The following is a 23610-nucleotide window of genomic DNA, read 5'->3' on the forward strand; positions in this document are numbered from 1 at the left end:
TCGTGGTGCGTGTCGCTAAGATCGAAAAATGCGTGTTCTGCCGTTGCTGGCGACCGCTGGGCTGGTGCTCGGCCTCGCCGGATGCAGCACCATCCGCCTTCCCCTCGGCGGGAGGGCGTCCACGGCCGCACCGACCGTGACCCCGACGGTGACGGCGTCCGCGACGCCGACGCACCGGGCCGCGGTGGGGCGCTACCGGGGGTCGGGCGACAAGCTGATCCCCATCGAGCCGACGACCGCGATCGGGCTGATCACCATCACAGCCCACGGCAGGGGAAGCTTCATGGTCCAGAGCGTCGACGCCTCAGGAGACGACGTCGAGTTCCTGGCCGAGGGAGAGGGCGACTACCGGGGGACGCGGATGTACAACCTCGAGGACGAGGCGGAACCCGTGGCCGCGATGAGGGTCACCGCGCAGGGCTCCTGGGAGATCACCTTGAAGCCCGTCGAGGAGGCCCGCGTGTGGGAGGGCCCGCTGGCCAAGGGGTTCGGAGACGACGTGCTCTACCTGGACCCCGAGGCCGAGGAGGGCGAGACGATCACGTCGGCGTTCACCGGGGACGACAACTTCGTGGTCGAGGGCTACACCGAGGACGGCTCAAGCCTGCTGGCCAACGAGATCGACACCTGCGAGGTCGAGGAGGAGCTCGTCGACGGGATGTTCCTCGTGACGGTCGAGGGAAACGGCACCTGGAAGCTGCGGCGCACCGGCCCGCACCGCATACAGACGGCGACGGGCCCGCGTGCGCGCGAGGACCTCATCTCGCTGTAGAGCCCCGGGTGGGGACGCCACTTCCGAGGTGATTGCGCCAACTGATCGAAACCGGCAGGGGAATTGGATAAGAAGGAGGGCATGACTACCGAGCAGACGTACGTCATCGTTGGCGCCGGCCTCGCCGGTGCGAAGGCCGCCCAGTCCCTGCGGGAGGAGGGCTTCGACGGCGGGATCACGCTCGTCGGCGCCGAGACCGAGCTGCCCTACGAACGGCCCCCGCTGTCGAAGGGCTACCTGCTGGGCAAGGAGGAGAAGGCCAAGGTCTACGTCCACGACGAGGCCTGGTACCGCGAGCACTCCGTCGAGCTGGTGCTCGGCGAGCAGGTGACCAACCTCGACCGGGAATCGCGCAGGCTGGAGCTCGACGGCGGCGGGCGGATCGGCTACGACAAGCTGCTGCTCGTCCCGGGTGCCTCTCCGCGCCGCCTCGACGTACCCGGCGCCGAGCTGGACGGTCTGTACTACCTTCGCAGCCTCGGAGACTCCGAACGGCTCCGCGAGGCGATCAGGGGCGGCGGCCGGGTGGTCGTCGTCGGGGCCGGGTGGATCGGTCTCGAGACCGCGGCGGCCGCGCGCGAGTACGGCTGCGAGGTGACCGTCGTCGAGCCGCGGTCGGTGCCGTTGGAGGCCTCGCTCGGGCCGGAGATGGGCGCTTTCTTCGCCGAGGTCCACCGGCGGCACGGGGTCGACCTGCGGCTCGGCCGTCAGGTGACCGCCTTCCTCGGTGAAGGCCGGGTCAGGGCGGTGGCGACCGACGACGGCGCAGAGCTTCCCGCCGACATCGTGATCGTGGGCGCGGGCGTGCGGCCCAACGTCGAGCTGGCCGTGCTGTCCGGCCTGGCCGTCGAGAACGGCATCGTCGTCGATGCCTCCCTCCGCACCGAGGACCCCGACGTCTACGCCGCGGGCGACGTGGCCAACGCCTTCAACCCGCTGTACGGCACCCGCATCCGCGTCGAGCACTGGGCCAACGCGCTCAACGGCGGCCTGGCCGCGGGCAGGGCCATGCTCGGACAGGACGTCGTCTACGACAGGCCGCCCTACTTCTTTACCGACCAGTACGACGTCGGCATGGAGTTCTCCGGCTGGTTCGCGCCCGGCGGCTACGACTCGGTCGTTGTCAGGGGAGACCGGGAGGCGCAGGCCTTCTACGCCTTCTGGCTCACCGGGGGGCGCGTCGTCGCGGGGATGCACGTCAATCTGTGGGACGACGGCATCGCCCCGGTGCAGGACCTGATCCGCCTGGGAGCGCCCGTCGACCCCGCCCGCCTCGCCGACCCCGGCGTGCCGCTGGCTGACCTCGCCAAGGGCTGACCCAGTCCTGACGGCGTCCCGAAAGGACCGGCCCCGCTGTCACGGGGAGCCGTCCCGGCGGGGCTTGTTACGGTGATGGGGTCGGTGATAGCCAAGCTGGCGTTGTTGTGCCGCCCCACGGCGTGGAGGGCGGCGCGGGGAGTCCTCCAGCCGCTGGGCGGGGCTGTGAACCGCGAACCACCTGGCTTCGGCCGGGAATCCCGGTCTCTCCGGGGGCCGGGAGGATGTCAAGGGAGGTCCGCTTCGTCTCCGTGAGGGGCGGGCTCCGGCGGCTGTGAGCTCTCCGGGCTGTGGTTCGGCGGTTGCGAGCTCTCCGGGCCGTGGTCGTCGCGCTGTCCGGTGAGCTGGTCGTGCAGGCGGCGGGCCTGCCGTACCAGCTCGCTGGTCCGCTGTCTGGCGGCGAGCCGCGCGATCTCCGGCAGTTCGCCCCTGGCCTGCGCCCACTCGGCCACGTCGGCGGCGAACTCCACCAGCCTGGTGTGCAGGGTCGTGGCCCGTTCGCCGGATCCGGGCAGGTAGGCGGGCAGCAGGCCGGCCATCACCTGCCACACCTCACGGTGCGCGCCCTGCCGGGCCGCGACCCGCAGCGCGGCCAGCGCCTGGGTTGGGGAGTCGCCGCTGTGGCGCAGGAGCGTCACCAGCTGCCTGCCCACCTCCTCACCCGGGAACCCTCCTGAGGCGGCCAGCCGCAGGAACGGCGGCACGACTTCGTCCCCCGGCCCCTCGTATAGACAGTGAGCCAGGAGCAGCGCCATGCCTTCGCCTCCGGGACCTTCGGCGGTGGCCAGCGCGTCCAGATCCGCGAGCGACGGCTTGCTGTAGTGCCTGTAGGACAGCAATGTCTGGACGGCGTGCGCGGCGACCACCTCCCGGTGCGCGGGCAGTACGGCGAGCAGGCCGTCGCACGTCTCATCCCGCCGGGGGATGGTGAGTACGTCGTCGAGCACCCTCAGGCCCGTCGGCCCGCCGGCGGCGTCCGGTACGACCCGGGTGTCCTGGTCGTCCTTCTCCCAGCGCAGGGTGATCCGCGGATCGGGGCGGGCCGCCGTCCAGCGCGCGGCGGCGCGGCCGGCCTCGCCGGTCAGCCGGGCGATTCGCCCGGCCACCTCGTCGGGCACCGTGCGGGGCAGGCGCAGCAGCGCCTGCTCCAGGTCGACCGGGAGCGCCTCGACGCCCGCCCGCTCGTATCCCTCCAGCCTCTCCACCAGCCGCTCCGCCTCCAGGAGGCCGTTGTCGTGGGTCGGCGTGGCCAGGAGGTACGGCGGCAGCCTGTCCTCGACGAGCGCCTGGTAGACCTCGGCGAAGCGACGCAGCGGCAGGAGCCGCCCGTGCGTACAGCGCCCGGGTTCCGGCACCCGCTCCAGGGGGAGCCGGGGCGGGCCGTACTGCTCCGGCATGGCCGCCCTGGACTCCACGCCCGGCTCGGCCAGCTCCCTGGCCATCGCCGCCGTCCAGTCGCCCAGCTCCCGCCACTGAGCCGACCGGTATCGCTTGTCCTTGAAGAGCGCGGCGGTGGGGGCGAGCGCGGCGGTCAGCGCGGCGCGGTCCTGGGCGGCCAGCCTGACGAACCCGTCGAGCCAGTGCTCGGCGCCCAGCCAGTCGTACGTCCTCGGCCTGAGCGCCAGCAGCCCGGTCGGAGTGAGGACCCGCGGGCGCAGGGGGTTCGGCCGCGGCGCGGGCGGCAGCGGCGGCGGGGTGAACGGCTCAGGGCGAGGCGCGGGCTCGGCGACCGCCGCCTCGCCGCCGAAGACCGCGGCGAGGCGGGCCCCCGCCTCCGCGGGCAGCAGGGCCACGACGTCGCGGATCGCCTCCGCGCCCGACGGGGTGAACCGCCCCGCGTGCTTGACGACCAGCCGCACGGCGCGCTCACGGGCCTCGGTGGACTCGGCGGCGAGCGCGACCGCCAGGGCGGGAGCGTAGTCGTCGAGATCTCCCCGATGGTCGCGGACGAGCCGGTCGAGCCAGGCGAGCCCGGCGCGCACCAGCCTGCTCTCCGCGCGGAAGAGCAGGCCTTCGACCGCCTCGCCCGCCTCCTCGGCCTCCACCGGGTCGAGACGGCGCAGCTGCTTGAGCGCGAGGTCGGCGACGTTGGCCGGGGCGGCGGGCAGCAATCGCAGGTAGTCAGGGCGGCGCGCGTCCACCTCCTCGGCCGCGGGGGCGAGCGCCTCGTGCAGGCGGACGAAGAATCGCATGTCGGGAGCCGAGCCGCCCCGCAGGAAGCGGCTGAGACAGCCGTCGAGCAGCACCTGGCGGTCGATCCTGCCCTTGCCGGCGAGGGAGACGAGGGCGAGCGGCCAGTCACGCTCGTCGCGCAGCGCCCTGCCCACCCCCTCTGCCTCGAACAGCCGGGGCAGCATCGCCTCGAACAGGGGGTCCCCGCCCAGGCTCCTGGCCGAGGGAACGGCCGCGATCCAGGCGACGGTGAGCGGGTCGTGCGCGGGCGGCTCGGCCCCGGTGCGGCGCAATAGCTCCAGCGTCAGCCTGACGGACCGGTCAACGGTCGGGCGCAGGCCGCGCAGCCGCAGGGCCAGGCGGACGGCCAGGTCACCCTGCCAGGGCGCGGGCCTGGCGGCGACGGCCTGGAGGATCAGCGGCACGTCGTCGCCGCCGCGCGGCTCCCACCAGCGCCGGAACTCGCGGCGGTTCAGCCAGGAGACCACGGCGGAGGCTCCGGAGATCGTCCCCGCGCCCGCGACGCGCATGGGCTCGATCCACCGCTCGCCCAGCCGCTCATCCCAGGGGGTGTGGTCGTGGTTGTGGGAGTGCCAGCGGTCCCACATCTCCTCCTCGGACCAGCCCCGCCTGGCCGCCTCACGGCGGTGCTCGGCCAGCCGCTCCTGCCGCCTCCGTTCCCGCGCCTCCTCCCTGGCGCTTTCCCGCTCCTCCCCCAGACGGCGCGCGACCGGCAGATAGCCGGGCAGCTCACGCGCCACCTCCCGCCGCTCCGCGTCGTCGAACCGGGTCACCAGCGCCGCGACGGCACAGGCGTCCTCGGCGTCGATCGCCTCGCGGACCGTGTCCCACGCCGTGCTCACAGGGTGCACCCGCACCGCATTGTTCATGATCGGCACCATAGGGACGCCCACCGACAATCACGCGCCCGCGACCGTCCGGCACGGGGCCGGAGCGTGGAAAGGCCTGTCGCGGGCCGCGTTCTTCGAAGAGCGCGATCCGCGACAGGCGGGAGAGGGGACGGTCAGGAGGTGGCGGCCTGGCGGGCGCGGCGGGCCTCGCGGCGCTCGACGAAGCGGGAGGCGGAGACCTCGAGGCGGGCGAGGAACTCGGCGAGCTCCTCACGGGCCTTCTCACCCTCGCCGTCGAGGTCCTTCATGTCGAAGACGTCCCACTGGCGCAGGACCGGCATGAGGACGTCGTCGAGGTGCAGGCGCAGGTCGTAGATCCCGGCGTTGGCGATGATCATCGCCTTGCGGCTGAAGCCCTCGATCCCGGTGCCCGGCATCTGGAAGGTGGTCACCACGTCGGTGACGGCGCGCATCGTCTGGCTGGGGGTCAGCTTGAAGGCCGCGTCGAGCAGGTTGCGGTAGAAGAGCATGTGCAGGTTCTCGTCGGCGGCGATCCTGGCGAGCAGCCGCTCACAGTTCGGGTCCTGGGAGGCCCTGCCGGTGTTGCGGTGCGAGATGCGGGTGGCCAGCTCCTGGAAGGAGACGTATGCCAGCGAGTGGAGCACGCCCTCGTAGGAGTTGCTGAACCCCTCCTCCATGTGCGACATGCGGGCACGCTCGAGCGCGACCGGGTCGACCGCGCGGGTGACCGTCAGATAGTCGCGCAGTGCGGTGCCGTGGCGGCCCTCCTCCGCGGTCCACCGGTGCACCCAGGTGCCCCAGGCGGCGTCACGGCTGAAGGCCGTGGCGATCTCATAGTGGTAGCTGGGGAGGTTGTCCTCGGTGAGCAGGTTGACGATGAGAGAGATCCGCGCCTCCTCGGGGAGCTTGGAGTCAGTCTCGACCCAGGCGTCGCCGCCGAACAAGCCGTCGTAGTCCCTGCCCTCCGACCACGGGACGTACTCGTGCGGGAACCACTCCTTGGCCACCTTGTGATGCCGGTCCAGCTCCCCGGCGACGACGGGCTCAAGCTCAAGCAGCAGCTCGGTCTGGCTGAACTCTCGCATGCGGTCTTCTCCCTCACAGACTACGGAACCGTAACCTACGTTAGCGTAGGTAGCCCGAGGCCGGGTACGCGGGATAAGCCGTCTCGTCGTCAGGAAGGGGCGTCCTCGACCGGCTCAGGGCCGGGAGGCGAGCCGGACATCGGCGGATCTGGGATTTCCGCACCGTTCATGGGAATCGCATCGAGCACCCATGGGAATCGCGCCGAGCGGCGCGGGGGCCGTGGTTTGGTGCCAAGGGCCGGGATACCGGGCGCCGGGTCCGGTCCGTCCCTGAGGCAGGCGGCGGGCAGGCCCGCCCCTCCGCCTGACCTCTTCCTCGTCCCCGAGTTCCCGTCCCCGAGTTCCCCGTCCCCGAACGGGGGGCTCAAGCCGAGCCGAGGCCCATCGGCAGACACGGGCTCGTGACGTTGCTCGCGGGCGACTGTACGGCGGCGGCGCCGCGCGAGGCGGACTGCACGGCGATGCCGAGGGCGGGCCGCATGGCGGTGCTGAGCAGGGGAGAGGCCCCGGCCTCGCCAGAGGGCCCTCCCGTCCCGGTCCTGCGGCGAAGGGGGAGGACGATTCCCTCGCCGTCCTCACCTCCCTTGCCGCCCCCGTGGGACTCGCCCAGGCTCATGGCGGCCAGGAAGACCACCGTCGCGTCGCTCAGGACGAGCAGGCGCTGGACCAGGCCGTAGTACTCGGGGCCGTGGATCAGGTCCGAGACCAGCGAGCCCGGGTGGGCGGCCAGGAACGTGGCGAGGAACACGACCGACAGCACGCTGACGACCGACAGCGCCGGACTCCTGAACCGCTTGCCGAGCATCCAGCCCGCGCAGGGCAGCGCGGTGAAGACCACGGCCGCCGACCAGCGGTGGATCTCCCCGCCCGCCGACATGGTGCCCGGTGCCGCGTCCGTCGTGAAGGCCGCGGTGAGCAGCAGCCCGACGGCCCCGGCGATGAAGAGCACCCGGGCTGCCGCGCTGCGTGCGGGGTCGACCTGTGCCAGGCCGTACGCGACCCACACCGAGCCGATAGCAAGCATGATCGTGCCACAGACCAGTGCCAGGGCACTGGTGTCGAGCAGGGCATAGTCGCTGATCAGCGTCGTCATCGGGTCTACGTGACCGGCGGCCACGTGCGCGTAGACCGTCGCGATCAGAGCCAGTGCCGCCCCGGCCATTCCCGGCCAGCGCCACACGGTGCGCCCGCTCGCGGCACTCCTGCCGGCGATGCCCGCGACGCTTCCCGCCGCGGCACCTCCTGCCGTGAGGCCTCCGATCACAGGGCCTTCGTTCACGATGCCTCCACTCGCAGAGCTTCCGTTGACGGCGTCTCTGCCCGCGGGGCTCCCGCTCATCGCGCCACTTCCTGGTAAATTGCCTCAAATCGGGCGAGGGACGCCTGGTGGTCGTGGGTCATCGCGATGGCACGGCTCGCCGTACCCATGCCGGCGCGCGTCTGCGGAGAGCCGAGCAGGTCGCTCAGGTGACGGGCCAGGCCCCGCACGTCACCGGGAGTGAACAGCCTGCCGTTCTCGCCGGGCCGCACGAGGTGGGGCAGCGCCATCGCGTCGGCGGCCACAACCGGCAGGGCCGTCGCCATGGCCTCCAGCGTCGCGATGCTCTGCAGTTCCGCGATGCTGGGCATGGCGAACACGTCGGCCGCGGCGTACACCTGCGGAATCGTCTCGTCGGGCACGAACCCGAGGAAGAACACCCGCTCGCCGACCCCGATCCGGTGCGCCAGCTTCTCCAGCACCGCCCGCTGACCGCCGGTGCCGACCAGCGCGATCTGCGCGTCGGTCTCGTTGAGGACGTACGGCAGGGCCCGGATGAGCTCGTCCAGCCGCTTCTCCTCGTCCAGCCGCCCCACGAACAGCACGGTGTCCCGGTCGGGCAGGTCGAAGGCCTTGCGCGCCCACGCCTTCGGCTCGGCGTGCGGGTGGAACCGCTCGAGGTCGATGCCGCAGGAGACGGCCTCGACCGAGCGGGTGAAACGCCTGCCGGTGAGCAGCCCCGCGGCGATCTTGGTCGGCGTGGTCACCCGGTCGACCCGGGAGAAGATCCGGTTGAAGTCGCGCCACGCCAGGTTGGCCGCCCGCTCCCGCAGCGGGCCCGGGATGTGCGCGAACTGGAAGAGGTTGTCCGGCATGAAGTGGTTGGTCGCGATCACCGGAACGCCGGCGCGCCTGGCCGCGGAGATCGCGGCCCTGCCGACCACGAAGTGTCCCTGAACGTGGACCACGTCGGGGGTGAGCTCGTCCATCAGCCGGTCAAGCCTGGTCGGTACGGAGAAACGCATCGTCGGGTGGACCAGCAGCGGCGCCGAGCGCAGCCGGTGGATGGTGACCCCGTCCACGTGCTCGATCCTCGCGGGCCCCTCGTCCGAGGTGCAGACCACGTACACCTCGTTGTTCCGCTCGGCCAGGCCGCAGGCCAGCCGGTGGGTGAAGTAGGAGGTGCCGTTCACGTCCGGCGGGTAGGTGTCGGTGGCTATCAGGACTCGCCGCGGCCGGTTGGGGAGAGGAGAGGGCTCAAGGGTCGGGGCGGCTGACGTGACCATCGTTACTCCGTTCATCGGGCTATCGGATGTGGGGGGACAGCGGAGTGGTGCGCGCCAGCGCGACGGTTCCCACGGCGGTGAGGCCGGCCGCGGCAATCGCGGTCAGCATGCTCGCCAGGCCGGTCGGCAGGGGTTCACCGAGCAGCAGGGCTCCGAAGACGACGGCGGTGAGCGGGTCCGCCACCTGGAGGGCGGCGAAGGCGACGCCGAAGTGGCCGACGGCGTAGGCGCGCTGCAGCAGGACCAGCGCGACAAGGGAAGGCAGCGGGACGGCGAGCACGAGCCAGAGCTCCCAGTTCCCGTAGACCAGGACCCGGGTGAGCGTGGCGGTCGCGCCGTACAGCACCCCGGCCGCCATGGCGAGCAGCCCGGCGCGCCCGGCAGGCGGGGCGTACCGGGAACCGATCCACAGGGCGAGCGCGACAGTGGTCGCCCCCGTGAGCAGGGCCACCGCCCCCGCGACGCTCAGGTGCGGGTCGCCGGTTTGCTGGGGCACGACCAGCACCAGGCCCATAAGCCCGATGGCGATCACGGCGGCTGCGGCGAGCTCGCAGGACCCGGGCTTGCGACGCGCGAGGGCGGCGGCACAGGGCAGAGCGAACAGGAGGCTGGCCACGCCCATCGGCTGGACGATCGTGAGCGGCCCGTACCTCAGCGCGAGGACGTGCAGCGCGGTCCCGACGCCGAGGGCGAGTCCACCGAACAACCACCGTGGACGCCTGGCCAGGTGACGGAGCGTAGGCTTGGCCGCACTCGCCGCTTCGTACTGTTGCAACGCGGCTCCGAGTGCGAAGAACAGCGACCCCAGCAATGCCAGGCCAGCGGCCAACACGGACATACGCACTCCTTCCACAGCAGATGAAGACATGGCGAGATGACCGACACGCCTCGGGGAGACGTCCGGACGGGGACTTTCGGTGAACCACTGGCAGCGTCTCGTGGCACGGCCCGGGAAACCATCGGGGTTCTCCCTGACTTGAAGGGGATTTCTCTGGGACGAGTGGTAAGGGCTGTTGACCTGCTGGCTTCGGTTATCGTAGTTTCGCGGGCATGGATCTGGTCGGAGCCTGGCGGCTGGTCGAGTGGCGGATCACCTGTACCGGCGGGCAGGCCTCCCACCCCTTCGGCCGCGACGCGACAGGTCTGCTCTGCTACACCCCCGACGGCCACATGAGCATCACCGTCGCGCGCGCGGACCGCAGGCCGCTGCCCGGGGCCAGCCCCCGTCAGGCCCCCGTTGAGGCGCGGGCTGAGGCCTTCGCGTCGTTCTTCTGCTACTCGGGCCGCTACGAGGTCCGCGACGGGTGCGTGGCCCACGACATCGAGGTCGCGCTCGACCCGGCCCTCGCGGGCACGACCCAGGTGCGCGAGGTGAACATCGACGGCGACAGACTCGTCCTCGCCGTTCCCCGGGGCGGCAGGTGGCACGCCCTGATCTGGAGGCGGGCGTAGCGGCGCCTCACGGGCCACGACGAGGCAGTGGTCAGTCACGGGCCCTGACGACGGCCGGTCGGGGCTCCTCAGCCGTACGGCGCCGCCGCACGTGCCGGACCACCTCGACCAGTGCCGTGATCGACAGCGCGATGCCGAGACCGAGCAGCAGACCCTTGATCGGGTCGTTCTCGAAGGCGGCGCCGCCCACGTAGCCGATCAACCCCGAGTAGACGCCCCAGGACAGCGCGGCGATGGCGTCGAAGAAGGCGAACGAGCGCCGGGGGTAGGCGACCGCGCCCATGGTGAGGGTGCACGCGGTCCGGCCCGCCGGGATGTAGCGGGCGACGACCAGGACCAGCCCGCCTCGCTGCGTCAGGGCCTGCTCCGCCCAGGCGATCGCCTTCCCGCTGCGCTTGCCGTTGCGCAGCCGGTTGTTGGTGGTGCGCCCGATGGCGTACGAAACGTGGTCGCCGACGAACGCGCCGAGCGCCGCGACCACGATCACCAGCGCGAGGTTGGGGGCGCCGGTCGAGGCGGCGAAGACACCCGCCGTGATGACGGACGTCTCAGCGGGCACCACGGGGAAGAACCCGTCGAGCATCGCCAGCGCGAACAACGCCAAATAGATCCAGGGCGAGGACATCGCCTGATGGACGGCGTCGAGAATGGCCTGTGTCAAAGCCGTGCTCCTGTACGTATGGGGGACTGCTCACAGCACGGTGCCGAGCTGGAGATCTCCGGACATCAGGGGAGCTCCCCGAAGTTTTCACACCATGTCCCTGAGGTTCCTCAGGGGTTAATGGCGTTCATCGACCTCGAAAGGTCCATCGCATCGACCATAGGAAGCGGGCGAGGCCTCGCACATCCCGCGTTCGGCCGTGATGACCCCCTACTTTCGGCAGGGGTCGCCTGCTACCTGAGAGTGAGCTGTACCCCCGGGACCGTCTTGTACCGTCGTGGGGTGATGAGGCGGATCCGGTTCCCGAGCCGCGGCGAGGTCTTCGGTGACCTGCCGCTCTGGGCCGCCCTCTGCCTGCCGGTGCTCCTGGTCCCCCCGGTTCCCGTCTGGTGGGAGCCCGCCCTGCCCTCGACGCGGCTCCTGGTGGCCGCCGCGGGGGTGGCCGTCCTGGGAGTGGCCGTGCCGATGAGCCGGAGGGCTCCACTGGCGGCCGTGCTGCTCGCCCTGGCGGCGGGATCGTGGAGTGTCGGCGAAGGGCTGGCGACCAGCGACCTCTGGCCCGGCCACCTGGTGAAGGTGGGACCGGTCAGCGGGTTCACCCTCGCGATCGTCGTGCTCGCCTACCTGGCGGGGCGCAGGTCGGCGCGTTCCATGCCCGCCGCGTGGGCCCTGGCCGCGACCCTGACCGCGGGCACGGCCGCCATCCTGGCCTCCCCCCACGGCAGAGGCCAGGACGCCGCGATCTGGAGGATCTGGATTCCCGCCCTGTCCGGTGTCCTGCTGTTCGCCGTCCTGCCCTGGGCGGCGGGCAGGCTGGTGCGCCAGCGTGCCGAGCAGCGCTCCCGCGAGCGGAGCCTGGTCGCGAGCCAGGCACGCCTGCGCGAGCGCAACCGCATCGCCCAGGACATGCACGACTCCCTCGGCCACGACCTCGCGCTCATCGCGCTGCGAGCCGGTGCCCTCGAGGTGGCCCCCGACCTGACCGAACGGCATCGCAGGGCCGCGGGAGAGCTCCGCCTGGCGGCGGCGGAGACCACCGAACGTCTCCGCGAGATCATCGGTGTCCTCGGGGAGGGGGAGCACGCCCCGCTCGTCCCACCGCTGGAGAGCGTCGCGGAGGTCGTCGGCAGGGCGAGGGAGTCGGGGGTGCGGGTCGAGCTGCGTGGCGAGGAGTCGCTGCGGGACCGTACGGCGTGCAGGGTCGTCCAGGAGGCGCTGACCAACGCGACCAAGCACGCCCCCGCCTCCCCGGTGACGGTCGAGGTGCTCGGGACCGCCACCGGGGTCACGGTGACCGTGACCAACCCGGTGACCAACCCGGTCCCTGGGACGCAGCAGGGCCGCAGGCACGGCGGTCCGGGGCTCGGCCTTGGGCTGGCAGGCCTGCATGAGCGGGTACGGCTCGCCGGAGGCACCTTCGAGGCGGGCGGGGAAGGCGGCGGCTTCCGGGTCGTGGCCCGCCTTCCCCGGAAAAGCTGATGTCCTCCCGGAGAACGGAGCATGATGATCCGCGTACTGCTGGCGGACGACGAGACCATGATCAGGGCCGGGGTGCGGGCCATCCTGGACGCCGACCCCGAAGTCGAGGTCGTCGCCGAGGCGGGTGACGGGCACCAGGCGGTCGAGCTGAGCCTCGGTCACCGTCCCGACGTCGTCCTGCTCGACATCCGGATGCCCAGGATGGACGGGCTGGCGGCCCTGGTCGAGCTGCGCCGTCTCGCGCCCGAGGTCGGGGTGCTGATGCTGACCACCTTCGGCGAGGACGACTACATCGCCAGGGCGCTTGGCCAGGGCGCGAGCGGGTTCCTGCTCAAGTCAGGCGACCCCAGGGAACTGCTGGCCGGAATCCACGCCGTCGCGGAGGGCGCGGCTTATCTGTCGCCGCGCGTGGCCCGGCGGGTTATCAGCGAGCTCAGCGGCGGCCGGGCGATCCGCACGGCGGCTGCCCGGGAGCGGGTCGCCGTGTTGACGCCACGGGAGCGCGACGTGCTGGCGCTGGTCGGGGAGGGGTTGTCCAACGCGCAGATCGCCCGCCGCCTGCACCTGGTCGAGGGGACCGTCAAAGCTCACGTGAGCGCGATCCTCACCCGTCTGGGGGCGCGCAATCGCGTCCAGGCGGCGATCCTGGCCCACGAGGCCGAGCTGCCCGGCTCAGTTCATCAGCCAGACGGCGAGGTTCAGTGAGCCCGCGTAGGTGACCCAGAGCAGGTACGGCACCAGCAGCCAGGCGGCCGGTCGGCTGATCGGCCGGAACATCACGATGGTGGCCACGATCGCGCCCCAGAGCACCACGATCTCGGCGAACGCCAGGCCGTACCGGTCCGCTCCGAAGAACAGCGGGGTCCAGGCGGCGTTGAGCACGAGCTGGGCGGCGTAGACGCCGAGCGCGGGGGTGAGGCCGCGCGCCGACCAGGCGAGCCAGCCGGAGATGGCGATCAGGATGTAGAGCACCGTCCACGCGGGGCCGAACAGCCACTGCGGCGGCGCCCACGGGGGGCGCGTGAGCGCCAGGTACTCGCTGCCCGCGTTCACCGCCGCCAGCGATCCGATGGCCGCGACCAGCGCGAGCGCCACGGCGAAGACGGGCAACCCCGACCAGCGTTTCGGGTGTCCGGCGATGACCATGAATCCTCCCTGTCCCTCTCCTGATGCTCTTCGTGTCGCGGGTGCCGATCGGTTTCCCCCGTGCGGGGGAGGCGAATCACCGTCAGGTGGGAGGGAGGCCGCGGTCGCCGGAGGGAGAGTCGAGAGCATGACGGACACCACTCCCATTCCGACTCCGGCACCGGGCGTCACACGGACAACAGGCAGGACGTCCGAGTCGGGCGAGACAGTGGCGGCGGGCGGCACGCGGGCGGCGGCCTTGAGACTGACGGCGGTCGCGGTCGCCCTGGCCGGTGTCCTGCCGTACCTCACTCTCAAGATCATCTGGCTGACCGGGGGCACGCTCGGCATCGCGGACCCGGCCTGGGTCAGGGACGGCGCCCTCTTCGGCCTCAACCTGCTCACCTTCGCCATGGACGCGGTGGCGACGCTGATCCTGCTTGCCTTCGTGCTGCCCTGGGGCCGCAGGATCCCCGCGGGGGCGATCCTGCCGCCCATGTGGGTCGGCATCGGGCTGCTGGTCCCGATCGCGGTAGAGGCACCGCTGGGCTTCCTGATCGACCTGCTCTCCGGAACCCCGCTCTCCTCCCCGAACGACCCGGTGGCCGGCTGGGTCTATCTCGTCGTCTACACCGGCTTCACCTGTCAGGCGATCGGGCTCACGGTGGGTTTCCTGCACCACGCCCGCTCCCGCTGGCCCGGCGTGTTCACCTCGCGAGTCTCGGAGGGGGCGGCGAGCCGTACCCGGGAACTCCAGACGTTCGTCGCCTGGGGGATCGCGGGCGTGTCGGTGATCCTGGCCGCCATCAACCTGACCTGGCTGCTCGGCTCGACCGGCGGGCTCTCTGTGGAGGTTGCCGGCGAACGTTCCGTCTTCTTCTTCCTGCGCGCGGCCGTGAACACGCTGTTGCCGCTCGCCGTCGCTATCGGCCTGCTGACGATCGTCCGCGGTCGCTCCGACCGGCGGCTCAGGGGGCCGGTCATCCTCGCCTGGCTCGGCTCCGGCGCCATGTTCGCCTGGCCGTTGTGGGAGATGATCATCAGGTTCACGCCGACCGAGCTCAGCGGCCGAGGCGCGGGCGACGCCGGTGTTCTCGGGCTGGTCTCCCTGTTCACCCTGCTGACCGGCCTGGTCGCCGGAATGACCGGTGCCTTCGCTCTGGTCGACCGGGTACGTTCCGCCGCCCCCCGGCCCCGCTAGGCGGTCAGGGCGGCGGAGGCGGGGTCGTGGTGCAGGCGACGCAGGACGCGGCGGAAGGCGTAGACGGAGACGGCCGCCGCCAGGCCGCTGATCAGCGCCACGACCGAGGTGCGGACCAGCAGGTAGGTGCCGATCGACTCGTGGAGCAGGAGCCAGATGCTCACCGAGGAGTTGGCCAGCAGCACGAAGGCCCACAGCAGGGTGATCCGGGCGAAGAAGCGCCGCACCCGCTCGTGCCTCAACACCGAGGAGGGCAGGTGGATGTAGTCGAGGGTCAGCTTCTGGGCCAGGGGGCGGTTCAGCCGCACCGAGGCGAGGAAGGCCATGCTGATGCAGATGGTGCCCAGCTCGGGCTGGAGGAAGTAGACCACCGCGCTTCCGCTCCACAGCCCCAGCAGCGCCCGCACGGTGATCGCGATGGCGGCCAGGACCATCGTCCCCGGCACCCGGACCCGCCGGACCAGTCGCCAGCCCACTCCCGCGTACACCCAGCTCACCGCCGCGATCAGCGCTCCGTTCAGGCCGAGGACGGCCAGCGCGGCGTAGAAGACGGCCAGGGGGGCGACCACACCCTCCAGGAGCTTCGGCACCGCCTGCCGGATCAGGGCGGTGAGGCGGGGGAGGGCGACAGGGACATGGCTCATAACGCTCCACGGGACGGTGGAATGACCGGCGCTGAGGGCTCGCGCCTACCCAGGCGGAGGACTGCCAGACATGTCGGGTTTGATATAGGGGCTTGCGGGAGATTTACTCCGGTGTCGACCGGCGATTTACCGTACCCGAGCCGAATGCGTGCCTTCGCTATACCTGCCGAGTTCGTATGGCTGCACGCTGTGCTGCCGCAGGCCAAAGAAACCAAGGATCGCGGGAACGGTGTAACGGTTCGGAAACGGGAGCTTTCCCAATGGGGTCGGGTCCGCGACGATTCAAGTATGGCAGTGCACGTGCACACGTCCGACTGGTCAACCGAGGGAGTTGCGAATGTGGCGGCCCAGCTCATCCGCTGGCCCGACCTTGCGCTGAAACGTACCCGGAGAGGGCTCGGCTTCCGGGCCAGCGGCCGGGAGATTGTCAGGATGCCGGGAGATCACACCGCGGAACTGCTGCTCACCACAGCTGTGATCGACAGATGGGCCCGGGTGCTCACCGACTGCAGGCGGGTCACTCCGGGAAGCGATGCCGGATGGGTGACGATGGCCATCGATGGCAGGGCCGACGCCGAACTGTTCCTCTCGCTCGTCAGCGTGGCGATCAAGGTCAACGAGACGCCGCACTAGTGTTGTGACGGGAACGTTCCGGCGACACGCCGCTCGTCGGCGCTGGAACGGTCCCGATGCCCTCCCGTGCCGGCCGCTCTTCGGGTGGGCGGCCGGGAGTCGTGCCGTGATTCTCCGAGGTCAGCCGAGTGACGCGGTGGCGAGCCTCGCGCCGAAGCCGATGAACAGCGCGCCGACCCCGGTGGTCAGCCCGGCCGCCAGCTTGCGGCGTGCCCTGAACTGGGTGGCGAGGAACGTTCCGCCGAAGATCAGCATGGACAGGTAGAGCACGCTGAACAGCTGGCAGATGGCGCCCAGGATCAGGAACGACAGCGCGGGGGTGCCGTAGGCCGGGTCGACGAACTGGATGAAGAACGAGATGAAGAACAGGATCGCCTTGGGGTTCATCAGGCTGATCACCAGGGCCTTGCGGAGGGGGTTCTCCGCGCTGCGCTGTGGTGTGGGGGCGGCCTGCGCGCTCTCCGGCGACCGCCACGAGCGCCAGGCGCCGCGCAGCATCTGGAACCCGATCCACGCCAGGTAGGCCGCTCCGGCGTATTTGACGACGCTGAAGAGGACGGGCGTCGACTTCAGGAGCGAGGCGACCCCGGCCGCCGCGAGCACCATCAGGACGGTGTCACCGATGAAGACCCCCGTCGCGGCGCGGTATCCCTGCCGTACCCCGCGCTGCGCGGCGGTGGTGAGCACGTAGAGCGAGTTCGGGCCGGGCAGCAGGACGATGAAGAAGGCGCCAAGGACATAGGTCCATATGTCGGTTATGCCGAAGAACATAGTGGTGCTCCAGGGGGTGGTACGGGATACGTCACACGGTACCGCCCGTGGATTCCCTCCCGCCCCCACGGGGGAGCGCTCTCCCGCGCCTGTCCCGTCTCCTCCAGCCCCGTCTCTTTGGGCCGTGTCTCCTCCCGTCCCGCTCCGGTGTCGCCGTGTGGCGCGAGCCGCTGCCAGGAAGCGTATTTACCTTTAATTCCTATCGACTTAACATGAAAATGCTCGGGGGTGCCGCTGGACGACGAATGAGGTCGTGAGATGAGCGAGACAGATCCCCCTGTGGAGATCGAGGGCCGGACGGCGATCAACGAGGACTGGGCGGCCACGATCGTGGGCCTGGTGCTGGTGGTGCTGGTCCTCACCGGTGTGATTCCCGTCGGGCTGGTGCCCTGATGAGCACCGAGGAGAGGAAGGACGTCCCGGTCGGGACCCCCGCGGAGCCGGGACCGGGACCGGTGTGGGCGCTGCTCGGCGTCCTGGTCGTCCTGTTGCTGGCCGCGGCCACCCGATACCTGGACCAGAACGTCCCCGCCCTGCTCAAGGGCACCGCGCTCGAAAACGTCGGCGCCGCGATCGAGTATCCGGTCTACGCGATCGTCATCGGGCTGATCGGCAACGCCGTGCTCACCGCGGCCGGGGTGCGCGAGCGTCTGTCCGGCGGCTTCAGGACGGAGTTCTTCATCAAGACGGGCCTGGTCCTGCTCGGCGCCTCGATCAACCTCAGGGTGATCGTCACAGCCGCCGGGCCCGCGATCATCCAGGCGGTCGTGCTGATCACCACGGTTTTCCTGTTCACCTGGTGGCTCGGCGGCAGGCTCGGCCTTGAGGACAAGCTCCGCGCGCTGCTGTCGGCCGCGGTCTCGATCTGCGGGGTGAGCGCGGCCATCGCGGCGGCGGGCGCCGTACAGGCCAAGCGCGAGCAACTCGCCTACAGCGCGAGCCTGGTGATCGCCTTCGCGCTGCCCTCCATTTTCATCCTGCCCTGGCTGGCGGGCGTGTTCGGACTGAGCGACGAGGTGGCCGGAGCGTGGATCGGCGGCAACATCGACACCACCGCCGCGGTCACGGCGGCCGGTGCGATCGTCGGCGACGACGCACTGGCGGTCGCGAGCATAGTGAAGGTCACCCAGAACGCGCTGATCGGCATCGTGACCATCGCGCTGACCGCCTACTTCGCCTTCCGGGTCGAGCGCCGCGCGGACGCCGCGCGTCCGGGTCTCGGCGAGTTCTGGCGGCGCTTCCCGAAGTTCGTGCTCGGCTTCGTCGCGGCTTCCGTGATCGCCACCTGGTGGCTGACCACGGTGAGCGCGGCGGACGGCAAGGCGACCATTGGCGAGATCAACGACCTGCGGATCTGGTTCCTGATCCTGGCGTTCGTCAGCATCGGCCTGGAGTTCAGGGTGGCCTCGCTCAGAGAGGCCGGTTGGCGTCCCGTCGGGGTCTTCGCCGCCGCGACCGTGGTCAACGTGGTGGTCGCCCTCGGACTGGCCCTCCTGCTGTTCAGCGGGTTCAGCGTCGCGTGAGATCGGGGGCCGGTACGGCGGCCCGCCGTGTCGGCCCCCCGTTCACCTCGTCGTAGCTCTTCCTGGCCCGATCGATGTCCTCCAGATGGAGGTGCGTCCACAGGACCAGGGAGGAGACGATCTCCTTGAGCGTCTCGCCGAGCGGGGTGAGCGTGTAGTCGACGTGCGGCGGGATCACCGGGTGCACGGTGCGGCTGACCAGGCCGTCGCGCTCCAGGCCGCGCAGCGTGACGGAGAGCATGCGCTGGCTGATGCCGGGCACGGCGCGCAGCAGCTCGGTGAAGCGCCGGGTGCCGTCGCTGAGCTGGTAGAGCACCGCCACCGACCATTTGTCGCCGATCCGGTCGAGAATCTCCCTGGCGCGGCAGTTCGCCGCCGTTCTCTCGTCGTACGGCACTTTCTGCATGGTTGTCTCCAGCTCACAAAGGCATGGGGAAGCTCGATCCCTTCACCTCAGTGACGGTAACCGATGATGTGGTTTGTTACCAGATACAACCATGGAGGTCACGGGGCCGGGTTCATCTCCTGATCACGCGTCCGGCGGTGCGTGGTGCCGGTGCCGCGGTGCGAAGGGGCCGGGGACGGCGCGAATCTCACGGCGGTGCCGTACCTGGCGGGCGTCGCGGCGCGCCTTGAGGAGGAGCGGCTCACCGTGGTCGAGGCAGGGGCGGCGAAGCGGCTGGCGCTGGGCGAGCCGGTCGACCTGTCCGAGGAGGTCGCCGCCAACCCGCTCAGGGAGCGGCTCTGCGCGCTCGCCGTGTGGCGGGGAGCGGGGCCAGAGCCCACTCCGGTTTCTCCGGTGGCCCGGTCCGCGGTGCCTGGCCGGGCTCCTTCCATTCGAAAGGCGAAGGTCGCAATATCGAAATCAATCAACACTTATATCCTGATATGACCATTGATGCGGCATTCCTTTGGTTCATGGTGCGCCGCCATCATGGAGAGGTCGGCGAGGAGAGGGGCGAGCGCGTGGACGGTACGCAGCATGGCGCGGGTGGTCTTCTCCGGGTCATGGCCGGCCAGAACCCACGTGTGAAGAGAGACGAACATGATCTCCCCGTTGAAATCCGGTCCGTTGGCGTCGACGGAAGAGGACGCGCTGCGGCGTGACGCCGAGGATCCGGGCCGCCGGGACCTCTTCCTCGTTCCGCCCGCCGAGGGCGGCGGCTATCCCGACAGCGCCTACCTGGCCGGTAACTCGCTCGGCCTGCAACCCCGGGCGACCCAGGCGGAGCTGCTGGAGGACCTGGCGGCCTGGGCCCGGCTCGGCGTCGAGGGGCACCTGGAGGCGGAACGCCCCTGGCTGCCGTACCACGAGCAGCTCACCGGACCGGCCGCCCGGCTGGTCGGCGCGTTGCCCGAGGAGACCGTCATCATGAACTCGCTGACGGTCAACCTGCACCTGCTGATGGTGTCGTTCTACCGGCCACGGGGCGAGCGGACCCGGATCCTCATCGAGGACACCGCGTTTCCCTCCGACAGCTACGCGGTACGCAGCCAGGCTCGCTTCCACGGCCTCGACCCCGAAACCGCCGTGGTACGGCTGGGCAGCGGCCAGGAGGTCCTCGACTTCCTGGAGCGCGAGGGCGAAACGGTCGCGCTGGTGATGCTCGGCGGGGTCAACTACCTCACCGGCGAGCTCATGGACATCCCCGCGATCACCGCGGCCGGGCACGCGGCAGGCGCGGTCGTGGGGTGGGACCTGGCGCACGCCGCGGGAAACGTCCCGCTGGAGCTGCACGAATGGGGACCGGACTTCGCGGCCTGGTGCTCCTACAAGTACCTCAATTCAGGACCCGGTGCCCTCGGCGGCGTCTTCATCCACCAGCGGCACCTGGGCGACCCCGCGCTGCAGCGCTTCGAGGGCTGGTGGAGCACCGAGCAGAACACCCGGTTCCAGATGGCCCCGGTCTCCCGCCCGCCCGCCAGCGCCGACGCCTGGCAGATCTCCAACCCGCCGATCTACGCGATGGGCCCGGTGCGCACCTCGCTCAACCTGTTCGACCAGGCCGGGATGACCGAGCTGAGGGCCCGCAGCGTGCGGCTCACCGGATACCTGGAGAGCCTGCTCGACGAGATCACTCCGACCCGGCCGATCAGCGTGGTCACTCCACGTGACCCGGCCCGCCGCGGCTGCCAGCTGTCCCTGCGGATCGAGCACGGCAGTGCCGCCGAGCTGGCCCGGCGGCTGCGCCATGAGTACGGGGTCGTCACCGACGCCCGCGAGCCGGACATCGTCCGGGTGGCGCCGACCCCGCTCTACTCGACCTACCACGACTGCTGGCGGGCCGCCGCCGCGCTGGCCGACTGCGTCCGGGAGGAGTCGTAACGATCGCCGGCGCGGTCGGCTCCGCGGCGCGCGTGCCTCCCGGCGCCGGGCCGGGGGACCGCTGTAGATCATCTCGTATCAAGGGGTTACCGGTTCAATCGCTGATGTCGGCCAGTGGCTGGACCCGGTGCGGGACGACCGTGGAGAGTGTTATCACCGTGCTGCTCCGCCGTACTCCGGGGATGGTCAGGGTCTGGTCGATGATCTCCTGGATGTGCTCGTGGTCGCGGCCGACGATCCGGCACCACACGTCCCCGGGGCCGGTGACGATATGGGCCTCGAGGACCTCGGGGATCGCTTCCAGCGCGGCGGAGATGTCGGCGCGGGAGATCTGCTCTACCTGAAGCGTGGTGAAGGCCTGAACCACGTAGCCGAGTGCGCGGGGAGAGAGGTTGGGGCCGAAGTCGGTGATCACCCCGTCCGCGACCATCCGGTCGAGGCGGGCCTGGACGGTGCCTCTGGCGACGCCGAGCAGGCGCGCGATCTCCAGCAGTCCCGTCCTCGGGCGTTCCCTGATCAGATGGAGCAGTCTGCGATCGAGGTCGTCCAGCCCGTTTCTTCGAGCTGCCAATCTGCTCACCTCCGGAGGGTGCGTCGTGCTCGGCACTGACGATCTGGCAGTGAACCGGCAGGTGTGTTGCCCATCCTGTAGCCGCAAATCAGACTACGCCTGCATATATGACATATATGGCAAAGATGGAGGCAAAATGGCACGCGAGCATTCCCATCCCTTCATTCCCTATCGGCCCATGCGCTACCCCGAGGCTGAGATGGTCGAGCGGGGCCGGAAGTTCTACGAGCACATGGACCTGCGCAGGAGTGTGCGTTTCTTCAGCGACGAGCCCGTACCCCGCGAGTGCGTCGAACTGGCGATCAGGGCCGCGAACACCGCGCCGTCCGGCGCCCACCAGCAGCCATGGAAGTTCATCGTCGTCGGTGACCTCGAGACCAGGAAACGCATCAGGGAGGCGGCGGAGATCGAGGAGCGGCAGAACTACGAGGGCGGCCGCCTCACCCCCGAGTGGCGCGAGGCCCTGGCCCATCTGGAGACCACCGCGGACAAGAACTACCTCGAGACGGTGCCCTGGCTGGTGGTCTGCTTCGCGGAGAAGTACGGCGTGCGCCGGGACGGTGCCCGGGTCAAGCACTACTACGTGAACGAGAGCGTCGGCATCGCCTGCGGGTTCTTCATCGCCGCGCTGCACGCGATGGGGCTGTCCACGCTCACCCACACCCCGAACCCGATGGCCTTCCTGACCGAGATCTGCGGGCGCCCCAGCAATGAACGGCCCTACATCCTGTTCCCGATCGGCTACGCGGCCCATGACGCCGAGGTCCCCGATCTGGTCAGGAAACCTTTGTCCGAGGTGATCGGCTGAATTGTTTCGCCGGGCCTCGCCTGGCGGCTCGGGTGCGGGCACCGATGGCACCCGGGCGCGTTTCGGAGATTGACGCGTTCTGTCCCCGTCGCCGGTTGGGCGGCGGGGGCGTTTTTTTGGGGTGGTCTCCCTTGCTTTCCGGGCGTATCCCGGCCCCCGGGTGTCACAGGCGCACCCCGGGTGTGAAAAGGGAGAGGGATTTTGGAACGTGCCTAGCTGGATCGTTGAAACCTGGAGCTTTTGGGCCTTGTGGCAACTCTCTGTCAAGGCTACGATCGCGACAACTCTTAGGAAACTTTCCTAAAAGAAATGAGGAGGCGAGGCAGTGATGGTGCGCCCACCCCCGTCTTGAGCGATCGCGAGCTGCGAGAACGCGAAGACGGCAGTCGTCACTATGTGAAGGTCCGGCCGTCCGGACGCCTCCACCCCCCAGGTTCCCCGTGCAAGGGAGCGATCATGCGGCGTACCCTTCCCTTACTCGTTCTGACTGAGGCTGCAAGCTCCCCTTCGGGGGTGCTCGCGCCAGGCGGCACCGCCGCCACGGCCGCTCTCGCCCAGTCTTCCGGCTGGAGATCGAGGCCAAGGGGCAGGTACACGCTCAAGAATGACACCATCGTGGTTCCGCCGGGCAGGAAAGCCGAATCAGACTTCTCGGTGCGCGGCGCCGAGGGCTTCCTCCGGAACGCCACGCCGGCCCGTGACGGGCGGCACCTCGGCTTCACCACAGCTTCAACCAGTGCTTTTACCACCGTGGGCCGCAACGACGCGGCCGCGCTGACCATCCCGGGCAGCCCGCACGTGCTCACGCGGGCCGACGACGCTGTCGGCCAGGCCTGGCCGCGGGAGCTCTCCACCCGGGTCAACGCGCTGCCGGACACCACCGGCAGGACCGAATACATAAAGGCCAAGCGCCTGTCCGGAGCGACGGACCAAGAGACGACCAGCGACGGCGACTCTTTATCCGGCGTGCCGGGCGACGGCCTGCGCTGATCCATGGTGTGGTCCCGGCCTTCCTGCGGCCCCGGGACCGCGCCCTACCCGCCGTACGGCTTGCGCCCTGCCTCCTCGCCGCCTGCAGAGGAGCACCCCCCGAAAGGGGCGCGAGCCGTACGGCCACCCCCCACCGAATGCATGAGGTCAACGTGAGATTTCGCGTCATAGCTCGATCACTCGTCGCTGTGGCGGCCCTCGCCGCCGCGGCGACGGCGGTCGCGCCGCCCGCACAGGCCGCCTCGGCGACCGCCACCTTCGTCAAGGTCGGCGACTGGGGCTCGGGCTTCGAGGGCAAGTACACGATCAAGAACGACAGCGGCGCGGCCCTGAGCAGCTGGAAGGTCGAGTTCGACCTTCCCGCCGGAGTCAGCGTCGGCTCCTTCTGGGACGCCACGCTGACCAAGAGCGGCCAGCACATCACCTTCGCCAACGTCGGCTGGAACGGCAGCGTCCCCAACGGCGGCAGCGTGAGCTTCGGCTTCCTCGGCACCCCCGGCGGGGCCAACTCCCTGCCGCTGAACTGCAAGCTCAACGGCGCCGACTGCGGCGGCGGCAGCACGGAGACCGCCCCCGGCAAGCCGGGCGCGGTGACGGCGACGGGCGGCGCGAACAGCGTCGCGTTGTCGTGGGGTGCGGCGAGCGGCACGGTGACCGGTTACCG

26 protein-coding genes are annotated in these 23610 nt (G+C 70.4%); 14 read left to right on the forward strand and 12 right to left on the reverse strand.

The annotated features are described in order from the left end of the window. The first annotated feature begins 28 nt into the window (after window positions 1–28). Together AB0395_RS39220 and AB0395_RS39225 are read left to right on the forward strand one after the other, a co-directional pair. Complete coding sequence (locus AB0395_RS39220) at window positions 29–772, forward strand: hypothetical protein (RefSeq protein WP_366290415.1); 744 nt, start codon at window positions 29–31, stop codon at window positions 770–772. 81 nt (window positions 773–853) lie between these two features. Then, window positions 854–2089, forward strand: coding sequence for an FAD-dependent oxidoreductase (locus AB0395_RS39225; RefSeq protein ID WP_366290418.1), 1236 nt, complete (start codon window positions 854–856; stop codon window positions 2087–2089). A 227-nt stretch (window positions 2090–2316) separates the two neighbouring features. Here the strand turns inward: AB0395_RS39225 and AB0395_RS39230 are convergent, their stop codons facing one another. From AB0395_RS39230 to AB0395_RS39250, 5 genes are all read right to left on the reverse strand, one after another. Beyond that, the gene (locus tag AB0395_RS39230) at window positions 2317–5151 is read right to left on the reverse strand and encodes a DUF6493 family protein (protein ID WP_366290421.1); all 2835 of its coding nucleotides are present in this window, start codon (window positions 5149–5151) and stop codon (window positions 2317–2319) included. Window positions 5152–5285: 134 nt separating this feature from the next. Beyond that, window positions 5286–6218, reverse strand: coding sequence for an acyl-ACP desaturase (locus tag AB0395_RS39235; RefSeq protein ID WP_366290424.1), 933 nt, complete (start codon window positions 6216–6218; stop codon window positions 5286–5288). A gap of 364 nt (window positions 6219–6582) precedes the next feature. After that, window positions 6583–7497, reverse strand: a complete 915-nt coding sequence (locus AB0395_RS39240; protein WP_366290426.1) for a DUF998 domain-containing protein — start codon at window positions 7495–7497, stop codon at window positions 6583–6585. A 56-nt stretch (window positions 7498–7553) separates the two neighbouring features. Continuing rightward, window positions 7554–8762, reverse strand: coding sequence for a glycosyltransferase (locus AB0395_RS39245; RefSeq protein WP_366290428.1), 1209 nt, complete (start codon window positions 8760–8762; stop codon window positions 7554–7556). A 19-nt stretch (window positions 8763–8781) separates the two neighbouring features. Next, window positions 8782–9600, reverse strand: a complete 819-nt coding sequence (locus AB0395_RS39250; protein ID WP_366290430.1) for a DMT family transporter — start codon at window positions 9598–9600, stop codon at window positions 8782–8784. Between the two features lie 212 nt (window positions 9601–9812). Between AB0395_RS39250 and AB0395_RS39255 the strand changes: the two genes are divergently transcribed. Next, a complete protein-coding gene (locus AB0395_RS39255) occupies window positions 9813–10214 on the forward strand; it encodes a lipocalin-like domain-containing protein (protein ID WP_366290432.1) in 402 nt (133 codons plus the stop codon). 31 nt (window positions 10215–10245) lie between these two features. Here the strand turns inward: AB0395_RS39255 and AB0395_RS39260 are convergent, their stop codons facing one another. Further along, window positions 10246–10875 (reverse strand): DedA family protein, encoded by a 630-nt coding sequence (locus AB0395_RS39260; RefSeq protein ID WP_366290434.1) that lies wholly within the window; start codon window positions 10873–10875, stop codon window positions 10246–10248. A 285-nt stretch (window positions 10876–11160) separates the two neighbouring features. Between AB0395_RS39260 and AB0395_RS39265 the strand changes: the two genes are divergently transcribed. After that, on the forward strand, window positions 11161–12354 hold the full coding sequence (locus AB0395_RS39265) for a histidine kinase (RefSeq protein ID WP_366290487.1): 1194 nt from the start codon (window positions 11161–11163) through the stop codon (window positions 12352–12354). Window positions 12355–12378: 24 nt separating this feature from the next. Beyond that, window positions 12379–13059, forward strand: coding sequence for a response regulator transcription factor (locus AB0395_RS39270; RefSeq protein WP_366290489.1), 681 nt, complete (start codon window positions 12379–12381; stop codon window positions 13057–13059). Here AB0395_RS39270 and AB0395_RS39275 read toward each other — a convergent pair. Beyond that, window positions 13027–13500 carry a TspO/MBR family protein gene (locus AB0395_RS39275; RefSeq protein ID WP_366290436.1) on the reverse strand — a complete coding sequence of 158 codons (474 nt, stop codon included), beginning with the start codon at window positions 13498–13500 and terminating at the stop codon, window positions 13027–13029. The two genes, AB0395_RS39270 and AB0395_RS39275, sit on opposite strands and share 33 nt — an antisense overlap. A 127-nt stretch (window positions 13501–13627) precedes the next feature. Here AB0395_RS39275 and AB0395_RS39280 point away from each other — a divergent pair, with 127 nt between their 5' ends. Next, entirely contained in the window at window positions 13628–14680 is a 1053-nt protein-coding gene (locus AB0395_RS39280) for a hypothetical protein (protein WP_366290439.1), read from the forward strand. On the opposite strand, the gene AB0395_RS39285 is transcribed toward AB0395_RS39280, so the two are convergent. After that, window positions 14677–15324: a VC0807 family protein gene (locus tag AB0395_RS39285; RefSeq protein WP_366290441.1), complete on the reverse strand. Its 648-nt coding sequence runs from the start codon at window positions 15322–15324 to the stop codon at window positions 14677–14679. The genes AB0395_RS39280 and AB0395_RS39285 overlap by 4 nt on opposite strands. A gap of 288 nt (window positions 15325–15612) precedes the next feature. Here AB0395_RS39285 and AB0395_RS39290 point away from each other — a divergent pair, with 288 nt between their 5' ends. Beyond that, complete coding sequence (locus AB0395_RS39290) at window positions 15613–15957, forward strand: luciferase family protein (RefSeq protein ID WP_366290443.1); 345 nt, start codon at window positions 15613–15615, stop codon at window positions 15955–15957. A gap of 120 nt (window positions 15958–16077) precedes the next feature. Here AB0395_RS39290 and leuE read toward each other — a convergent pair whose 3' ends face one another. Continuing rightward, window positions 16078–16728, reverse strand: coding sequence for a leucine efflux protein LeuE (gene leuE, locus AB0395_RS39295; RefSeq protein ID WP_366290446.1), 651 nt, complete (start codon window positions 16726–16728; stop codon window positions 16078–16080). A 258-nt stretch (window positions 16729–16986) separates the two neighbouring features. Here leuE and AB0395_RS39300 point away from each other — a divergent pair, with 258 nt between their 5' ends. Then, entirely contained in the window at window positions 16987–17121 is a 135-nt protein-coding gene (locus AB0395_RS39300) for a hypothetical protein (RefSeq protein WP_366290448.1), read from the forward strand. Beyond that, on the forward strand, window positions 17121–18251 hold the full coding sequence (locus tag AB0395_RS39305) for a putative sulfate exporter family transporter (RefSeq protein WP_366290451.1): 1131 nt from the start codon (window positions 17121–17123) through the stop codon (window positions 18249–18251). The genes AB0395_RS39300 and AB0395_RS39305 overlap by 1 nt, the downstream gene beginning before the upstream one ends. On the opposite strand, the gene AB0395_RS39310 is transcribed toward AB0395_RS39305, so the two are convergent. After that, window positions 18238–18657: a helix-turn-helix domain-containing protein gene (locus AB0395_RS39310; RefSeq protein ID WP_366290453.1), complete on the reverse strand. Its 420-nt coding sequence runs from the start codon at window positions 18655–18657 to the stop codon at window positions 18238–18240. The genes AB0395_RS39305 and AB0395_RS39310 overlap by 14 nt on opposite strands. Before the next feature lie 150 nt (window positions 18658–18807). Between AB0395_RS39310 and AB0395_RS39315 the strand changes: the two genes are divergently transcribed. Then, window positions 18808–19143, forward strand: a complete 336-nt coding sequence (locus tag AB0395_RS39315) for a BTAD domain-containing putative transcriptional regulator (protein ID WP_366290456.1) — start codon at window positions 18808–18810, stop codon at window positions 19141–19143. Here AB0395_RS39315 and AB0395_RS39320 read toward each other — a convergent pair. After that, a complete protein-coding gene (locus tag AB0395_RS39320) occupies window positions 19128–19298 on the reverse strand; it encodes a hypothetical protein (RefSeq protein ID WP_366290459.1) in 171 nt (56 codons plus the stop codon). The genes AB0395_RS39315 and AB0395_RS39320 overlap by 16 nt on opposite strands. A 25-nt stretch (window positions 19299–19323) precedes the next feature. Here AB0395_RS39320 and kynU point away from each other — a divergent pair, with 25 nt between their 5' ends. After that, window positions 19324–20577, forward strand: a complete 1254-nt coding sequence (gene kynU / locus AB0395_RS39325) for a kynureninase (RefSeq protein ID WP_366290462.1) — start codon at window positions 19324–19326, stop codon at window positions 20575–20577. Window positions 20578–20671: 94 nt separating this feature from the next. Here kynU and AB0395_RS39330 read toward each other — a convergent pair whose 3' ends face one another. Continuing rightward, window positions 20672–21148, reverse strand: a complete 477-nt coding sequence (locus tag AB0395_RS39330) for an Lrp/AsnC family transcriptional regulator (RefSeq protein WP_366290465.1) — start codon at window positions 21146–21148, stop codon at window positions 20672–20674. A gap of 136 nt (window positions 21149–21284) precedes the next feature. Here AB0395_RS39330 and AB0395_RS39335 point away from each other — a divergent pair, with 136 nt between their 5' ends. From AB0395_RS39335 to AB0395_RS39345, 3 genes are all read left to right on the forward strand, one after another. After that, the gene (locus tag AB0395_RS39335) at window positions 21285–21956 is read left to right on the forward strand and encodes a nitroreductase family protein (protein WP_366290468.1); all 672 of its coding nucleotides are present in this window, start codon (window positions 21285–21287) and stop codon (window positions 21954–21956) included. Window positions 21957–22571: 615 nt separating this feature from the next. Next, window positions 22572–22946, forward strand: coding sequence for a hypothetical protein (locus AB0395_RS39340; RefSeq protein WP_366290471.1), 375 nt, complete (start codon window positions 22572–22574; stop codon window positions 22944–22946). A 152-nt stretch (window positions 22947–23098) separates the two neighbouring features. Continuing rightward, window positions 23099–23610: cellulose binding domain-containing protein (locus AB0395_RS39345; RefSeq protein ID WP_366290473.1), on the forward strand; the 512-nt coding region annotated here is incomplete at its 3' end.

The organism is Streptosporangium sp. NPDC051023 (assembly GCF_040689595.1).
In the GTDB taxonomy this organism is placed as follows: domain Bacteria; phylum Actinomycetota; class Actinomycetes; order Streptosporangiales; family Streptosporangiaceae; genus Streptosporangium.

What these genes read in the sequence shown, in the direction of transcription:
- AB0395_RS39300 (WP_366290448.1), top strand. Translation starts at nt 16,987, where the DNA reads ATGAGCGAGACAGATCCCCCTGTGGAGATCGAGGGCCGGACGGCGATC.
- AB0395_RS39230 (WP_366290421.1), bottom strand. Translation starts at nt 5,151, where the DNA reads ATGAACAATGCGGTGCGGGTGCACCCTGTGAGCACGGCGTGGGACACG.
- AB0395_RS39250 (WP_366290430.1), bottom strand. Translation starts at nt 9,600, where the DNA reads ATGTCCGTGTTGGCCGCTGGCCTGGCATTGCTGGGGTCGCTGTTCTTC.
- AB0395_RS39320 (WP_366290459.1), bottom strand. Translation starts at nt 19,298, where the DNA reads ATGTTCGTCTCTCTTCACACGTGGGTTCTGGCCGGCCATGACCCGGAG.
- AB0395_RS39335 (WP_366290468.1), top strand. Translation starts at nt 21,285, where the DNA reads ATGGCACGCGAGCATTCCCATCCCTTCATTCCCTATCGGCCCATGCGC.
- AB0395_RS39310 (WP_366290453.1), bottom strand. Translation starts at nt 18,657, where the DNA reads ATGCAGAAAGTGCCGTACGACGAGAGAACGGCGGCGAACTGCCGCGCC.
- AB0395_RS39280 (WP_366290439.1), top strand. Translation starts at nt 13,628, where the DNA reads ATGACGGACACCACTCCCATTCCGACTCCGGCACCGGGCGTCACACGG.
- AB0395_RS39290 (WP_366290443.1), top strand. Translation starts at nt 15,613, where the DNA reads ATGGCAGTGCACGTGCACACGTCCGACTGGTCAACCGAGGGAGTTGCG.
- AB0395_RS39245 (WP_366290428.1), bottom strand. Translation starts at nt 8,762, where the DNA reads ATGGTCACGTCAGCCGCCCCGACCCTTGAGCCCTCTCCTCTCCCCAAC.
- AB0395_RS39255 (WP_366290432.1), top strand. Translation starts at nt 9,813, where the DNA reads ATGGATCTGGTCGGAGCCTGGCGGCTGGTCGAGTGGCGGATCACCTGT.
- AB0395_RS39235 (WP_366290424.1), bottom strand. Translation starts at nt 6,218, where the DNA reads ATGCGAGAGTTCAGCCAGACCGAGCTGCTGCTTGAGCTTGAGCCCGTC.
- AB0395_RS39220 (WP_366290415.1), top strand. Translation starts at nt 29, where the DNA reads ATGCGTGTTCTGCCGTTGCTGGCGACCGCTGGGCTGGTGCTCGGCCTC.
- AB0395_RS39285 (WP_366290441.1), bottom strand. Translation starts at nt 15,324, where the DNA reads ATGAGCCATGTCCCTGTCGCCCTCCCCCGCCTCACCGCCCTGATCCGG.
- AB0395_RS39270 (WP_366290489.1), top strand. Translation starts at nt 12,379, where the DNA reads ATGATCCGCGTACTGCTGGCGGACGACGAGACCATGATCAGGGCCGGG.
- leuE (WP_366290446.1), bottom strand. Translation starts at nt 16,728, where the DNA reads ATGTTCTTCGGCATAACCGACATATGGACCTATGTCCTTGGCGCCTTC.
- AB0395_RS39305 (WP_366290451.1), top strand. Translation starts at nt 17,121, where the DNA reads ATGAGCACCGAGGAGAGGAAGGACGTCCCGGTCGGGACCCCCGCGGAG.
- AB0395_RS39265 (WP_366290487.1), top strand. Translation starts at nt 11,161, where the DNA reads ATGAGGCGGATCCGGTTCCCGAGCCGCGGCGAGGTCTTCGGTGACCTG.
- AB0395_RS39225 (WP_366290418.1), top strand. Translation starts at nt 854, where the DNA reads ATGACTACCGAGCAGACGTACGTCATCGTTGGCGCCGGCCTCGCCGGT.
- AB0395_RS39275 (WP_366290436.1), bottom strand. Translation starts at nt 13,500, where the DNA reads ATGGTCATCGCCGGACACCCGAAACGCTGGTCGGGGTTGCCCGTCTTC.